Genomic DNA, 5,289 nt, shown 5'->3' on the forward strand with positions numbered 1-5,289 from the left:
TAAAAGTGCGTGATTTAAACGTAATACACAATGATAAACTCTGCCACGCTATGCACCGTTATGTTTGTCAAATGCGCAAAGCCCGCCGGCGCGAACTTTTAACCCGGCTTTACCGAGAATTAAGTGCGATACTCTCATCGGCCAATGCTTTAATCGAAAGCTGTTTGCCCGTTTGAATCCGTTTGCGCAGTACGCGCCCCTGATTGAGCGCAACGGTCCCGAATAACCCGCCGCCACGTAACTGGAACCAAATCGCTTTTTTCTGCGCAGGGTCCTCCCGATAACACCCTGCTCCACCCGGCATATCGCCGATGAACGGCAGATTATCGTTGAATTGAATGGTTCAGAATCAGGCCGACGTTGCGACCCGATAACCTCTTGCCCCAACATGGCTGTCGCGGCGATCTGATGTGGGGGATGCGGTGTGAGCCGTTATTGCTCTCATTTTCTGATGGAATCCGAAGTACAGTTAACGAAATGAGTGATTGTGATCACGATTTTTAATCGGAAATCGCGCCAGTCCATCGCTTTATCGCCAGACTATCGCCTCCATTCGGGAGGGAATCATGGTTTTGCACTCCACGCGCTGGTTAGCGCTTAGTTACTTCACCTATTTTTTCAGCTACGGCATTTTCCTGCCTTTCTGGAGCGTCTGGCTGGCAGGAACAGGTTTAACGCCGGAAACCATCGGTATGCTGTTGGGCGCCGGGCTGGTGGCCCGTTTCCTGGGGAGTTTGCTGATCGCCCCGCGGGTCAGCGATCCCTCCCGGCTGATTTCCGCCCTGCGTCTCCTCGCGCTACTGGCGTTGTTGTTTGCCCTGGCTTTTTGGGCCGGGAATCACGTTGCCTGGCTGGCGGTGGTGATCGTGGGGTTCAACCTCTTTTTCTCGCCGCTGGTGCCATTGACCGATTCGCTGGCCAACACCTGGCAAAAACAGATAACCATGGACTACGGGCGCGTGCGTCTGTGGGGATCGGTGGCGTTTGTTATCGGTTCGGCGCTCACTGGTAAGTTGGTCAGCCTGTTTGACTATCGGGCGATTCTGCTGCTGCTAAGCCTCGGCGTTGCTTCTATGCTGCTGGGGATGCTACTGAAACCCTCGGTGATGCCGCAAGGGGCGCTTCGTCATCAAGAAGGGGCCGGGGGGGCGGCCTGGCTGTCGCTGATACGGCAAAGCTGGCGCTTTCTCACCTGCGTCTGTCTGCTTCAGGGGGCGCATGCCGCCTACTACGGCTTCAGCGCGATTTACTGGCAGGAAGCCGGTTACTCTGCCTCTGCCGTGGGCTATTTATGGTCGCTGGGCGTGGTGGCGGAAGTGGTTATCTTTGCGCTGAGCAAAAAAGTATTTAGTCGCTTCAGTGCCCGGGAACTGTTGCTGCTTTCGGCAGTGTGCGGTCTGCTGCGCTGGACGCTGATGGGGGCGACCACGGCGTTACCGTGGCTTATCGTCACGCAGATTTTGCACTGCGGCACCTTTACGGTCTGCCACCTGGCGGCGATGCGCTATATCTCTACGCGCCAGGGCAGCGAAGTCATACGCCTGCAGGCGGTCTACTCCGCCGTGGCGATGGGCGGCAGCATTGCGGTAATGACGGTTTTCGCCGGCTTCCTCTATCAGCATCTGCACCAGGGCGTATTCTGGGTGATGGCGCTGGTGGCCCTCCCGGCAGTGGTGCTGCGACCAAAAGCGGTCGCCTAATCTTCCAGCATTTTACAAATATGCTGCCGCTGTTTCACGCTGAACATCTCTTCAGCGTGAAACAGCGGCGGCGAAAACAGTGGTAGCGCGGTGGCATACGGCGTGACAACCAGCACCACACCTTTTGGCGCACCTTCTTTCTCAAAATCCCGCACGCTCTGGTATTTGATATTGAGCGGCAGCAGAGTCAGTTCGCGCAACTGGAGTTCAAGCGCCTGTTCTAGATCAGGATTATCGTGAGTGAGCAGCACGACCTGTTTCTCATGAAGATCGCTTTTCTGCATCAGCCATGCGCCGAAAATCACCGCAATCAATCCTACCTCTTCCTGATTAAAGGTGATCTCGTACGTCGCTTCAAACTCGCTCAGTGCGGCCTGGGTGGTGCGCATCAGACGTGGGTACAGGCGGCTAATCTCTTCCGGCAGCGCGTTATCAATCCCGATGGCAAAAACGCTGCGGTTGAGCGCCTGTGACAGATGAATATAAAGCTGATCGCTGAGTCCCTGGTCGTCGCTGAACGGCCGTCCTGCCAGCTCCTGGAAGCGGTGGATTAAGTGGTCGATTGCCAGGTGTAGCCGCCGGTCCTGGTGATGACCGTCGCGGATGGGATCGGGGGTTTTCAACAACATAAAGAGCAGCGTCAGGAACAGTTGCTCGCCGGCGTGCGGCATGCTGGCGACCCGGCGTTGCCAGTGGCGAACGATCTCCTGGGCGAGAGCGAACTCTGCCGCTTGCTGCGTCCAGCGCTGCTGTTTATGGGTAAAATCTGGCGTGAGCCCAAGATGGTGTTGCAGCAGGCAATATTGCAGATACAGGCGCAGAAACTGAATATCCCGACAGTCAAACTGCCGGTTGAGCATCCGGGAACAGCGGTTGACCAGCGCTTGCAGGTTGGTGTCGTCATACAGCGTCCGCGCAATGCCCTGTAGTTTAAGCTGCGTTTTTAATGCCGGCGTAAAATGGTGGGCAATAAAATGCGGACACAAGCGTAGCGCTCGCCGCAGGCCGTGCAGCAGGCACAGACGTTGATCGATGACGGCACCTTCAATCCGGTAGCTGCCGTCCACCTGCGACGAAAGCGTCAGTCGGTGGTAACGCTGAATTTCGCGTGCGGTCTCTGCGATATCCTGCCGGGCCGTTGACTCATCAACCTGGTTGATGCGGCTAAGCCGTTCTGGCGTCACGGGCTGCCCGGGCAGATAAAACATCAGCAGTACCTGGCTACGGCGCTGTGGACTGGAAAGCGCAGATGGTGGTTCAATGACTGTCATCATCTGGAGAGTTCCAGTTAGGGTTTTTGCTAAGAATAGCTAATCGATGAATGGAGATCAGGGCAGTTCGGCGCCTTTACGTCAGGATTGCTGGCTAAGTTCACAGAATTTTTCACGTGAGGAACGGATGAAGAGAGTGAAACAATGCACCAGTGCGGCATTTTTCATGGTTTTATCATTTAGTGTGCTAGCGCACCCGCATAGCTTCATTAGCCTGAAGACGGATGTCGTGGCAGACAACGGGCTGCTCACCGGTTTTAAAATGCGCTGGACGATGGATGAAATCACTTCGGCAGACCTGCTCTACGATGCGGGGAAGGCAAAGCCAGGGGATGAGGTGTGGAAAAAACTGGCGGCGGAAGTGATGGCCAATGTGCTCGGCCAGCATTACTTCAGCGAGCTCTGGCATAACGGTAAGCGGGTGAAGTTTGATAATCGACCCGATGGCTATGGCCTCGAACGCGATGGACACCAGGCGGTGCTGACGTTTACGCTGCCGTTGGCAAAACCTCAGCCGCTGGCCGGGCAGACGTTAACGTTGTCGACATTTGATCCAACCTATTATGTTGATATGCACTATGACAAAGCGAGCGATGTCACGCTGCCCACCGCGTTGCGCACAACATGCAAGGTCAACGTGGTCACGCCGGAACCGAATGAAAAAATGGCGGCCTTTGCCCAGTCTCTCGATAAAGCCGACGCGCCACCGGAAGATATGGCGCTGGGGACCTACTTTGCGCAGAAGGTGACGCTGACATGTCCGTAATTTTCTCTCACGCCGCACGCACTTCGCGTCTGCGCCAGATGTGGCCGCTGGTACTGTTTTTGCTGCTGGCCACGGCGGCGGGAATCTGGCTGTGGCAGACCTGGCCGCAGGTCTTGCTGCAAAGTGCCGTCTGGCAGCGGGCGTTGAATGTTGAGCTGAGCCGCCTGCTGAAAGCCGTTGCGGAAAACCCCTCAGCGGCCGGGGTCTCGCTGCTGGCGTTCAGTTTTCTCTACGGTGTGCTGCACGCCCTGGGGCCAGGGCATGGCAAGATCGTGATTACCACCTGGCTGGCAACCCATCCGGCAAAGCTTAAATCCAGTATCATGCTGACCCTGGCGGCCTCACTCCTGCAGGGCGTTGTGGCAATTGCGCTGGTGGTGGTGGTGTTAACCCTCCTGCAACTGCCGGCCAGACAACTGCATCTCAGTAGCTTCTGGCTGGAGAAAGGCAGTTATCTGCTGGTGGGGGGACTGGGCCTGCTGTTGTGCTGGCGGGCAGTGAAAAAGCTGCGCGCGGTGCTGCGACGACCGACGTTTACCGCATTTACGCCGCACCACGTTCATCATGCACAGTGCGGATGCGGCCATCAACATATGCCCGCACCGGAGCAGCTACAGAGCGGCGATGACTGGCGCGCGCGGCTGGTCATTATTCTGTCTATGGGGATGCGGCCTTGTTCAGGGGCGATTATGGTCCTGCTGTTCAGTAAAGTGATTGGCGTGTTTAACTGGGGAATGGCGGCTGCGCTGGTGATGGCGGCAGGCACGTCGTTGACCATTAGCGGGTTGGCGCTGCTGGTTCATGGTTTCCGGCAACTGGCCGTTAAGCTCAGCGGCAATAAGACACCACCACTATGGCAACACGTTGGTTGGGCGACGCTGGCATTGGCGGGCGGTGTGATTTTAGTGGTTGCGGCGCTGGTGATGTGGAGCAGTGCGGCGCCTGTCGGTGGGGGGTTACGACCATTTTGACTAACACCCTCACCCCGTGAACCGGGGTGAGGGGAGAAGGATTAACGCTTCAGCGCTTCGCTCAGTTCGTCACGCATATTCGCCAGCATGGCTTTCACAACGCGCGGATTACCCGCCACGATGTTACCGCTCATCAGGTAGTTATGGCCGCCGGTGAAATCGCAGACCAGCGCGCCCGCTTCACGAGCGATCAGTTCACCTGCTGCGAAATCCCACGGTTTCAGCGCAATTTCAAAATAACCGTCAACGCGGCCTGCGGCCACGTAAGCCAGATCCAGAGCAGCAGAACCGGTGCGGCGGAAATCAGCACACTCGGTAAACAGCTTACCGAGAATATTCATGTACGCCGTCGCGTGCTGTTTTGCTTTGAACGGGAAGCCAGTCGCCAGAATCGTGCCATCCAGGTCGCGGGCGTTGCTGCCGCGCAGACGATAGCCGTTCAGCTGCGCACCCTGGCCACGGGTAGCCGTGAACAGTTCGTTACGCATTGGATCGTAAACCACCGCGACTTCAGTACGGCCTTTGATGCGTACGGCGATGGAAACGGAAAAGTGCGGCAGACGTTTGACGAAGTTGGTGGT

The 5,289-nt window shown here is 56.8% G+C and carries 6 protein-coding genes; 3 read left to right on the top strand and 3 right to left on the bottom strand.

Annotated elements, in window-relative coordinates; all coding sequences use genetic code 11:
• Positions 1 to 109 precede the first annotated feature (109 nt).
• On the bottom strand, positions 110 to 340 hold the full coding sequence (locus tag ACZAHD_RS21300) for an oxidoreductase C-terminal domain-containing protein (RefSeq protein WP_462458536.1): 231 nt from the start codon (positions 338 to 340) through the stop codon (positions 110 to 112).
• A gap of 226 nt (positions 341 to 566) precedes the next feature.
• On the opposite strand from ACZAHD_RS21300, the gene ACZAHD_RS21305 reads away from it, so the two are divergent.
• The gene (locus ACZAHD_RS21305) at positions 567 to 1,700 is read left to right on the top strand and encodes a 3-phenylpropionate MFS transporter (RefSeq protein WP_462458531.1); all 1,134 of its coding nucleotides are present in this window, start codon (positions 567 to 569) and stop codon (positions 1,698 to 1,700) included.
• Here ACZAHD_RS21305 and csiE read toward each other — a convergent pair.
• Positions 1,697 to 2,974, bottom strand: coding sequence for a stationary phase inducible protein CsiE (gene csiE / locus ACZAHD_RS21310; protein ID WP_462458532.1), 1,278 nt, complete (start codon positions 2,972 to 2,974; stop codon positions 1,697 to 1,699). The genes ACZAHD_RS21305 and csiE overlap by 4 nt on opposite strands.
• Before the next feature lie 124 nt (positions 2,975 to 3,098).
• Between csiE and ACZAHD_RS21315 the strand changes: the two genes are divergently transcribed.
• A complete protein-coding gene (locus ACZAHD_RS21315) occupies positions 3,099 to 3,737 on the top strand; it encodes a DUF1007 family protein (protein ID WP_462458533.1) in 639 nt (212 codons plus the stop codon).
• Positions 3,728 to 4,708: a nickel/cobalt transporter gene (locus ACZAHD_RS21320; RefSeq protein WP_462458534.1), complete on the top strand. Its 981-nt coding sequence runs from the start codon at positions 3,728 to 3,730 to the stop codon at positions 4,706 to 4,708. Before ACZAHD_RS21315 ends, ACZAHD_RS21320 begins: the two co-directional genes overlap by 10 nt.
• Positions 4,709 to 4,749: 41 nt before the next feature.
• Here ACZAHD_RS21320 and suhB read toward each other — a convergent pair.
• On the bottom strand, positions 4,750 to 5,289 hold a 540-nt coding region (suhB, locus tag ACZAHD_RS21325; protein WP_462458535.1), incomplete at its 5' end, for an inositol-1-monophosphatase.

The organism is Raoultella sp. (genome assembly GCF_039594335.1).
Taxonomy (GTDB): Bacteria; Pseudomonadota; Gammaproteobacteria; order Enterobacterales; family Enterobacteriaceae; genus Klebsiella.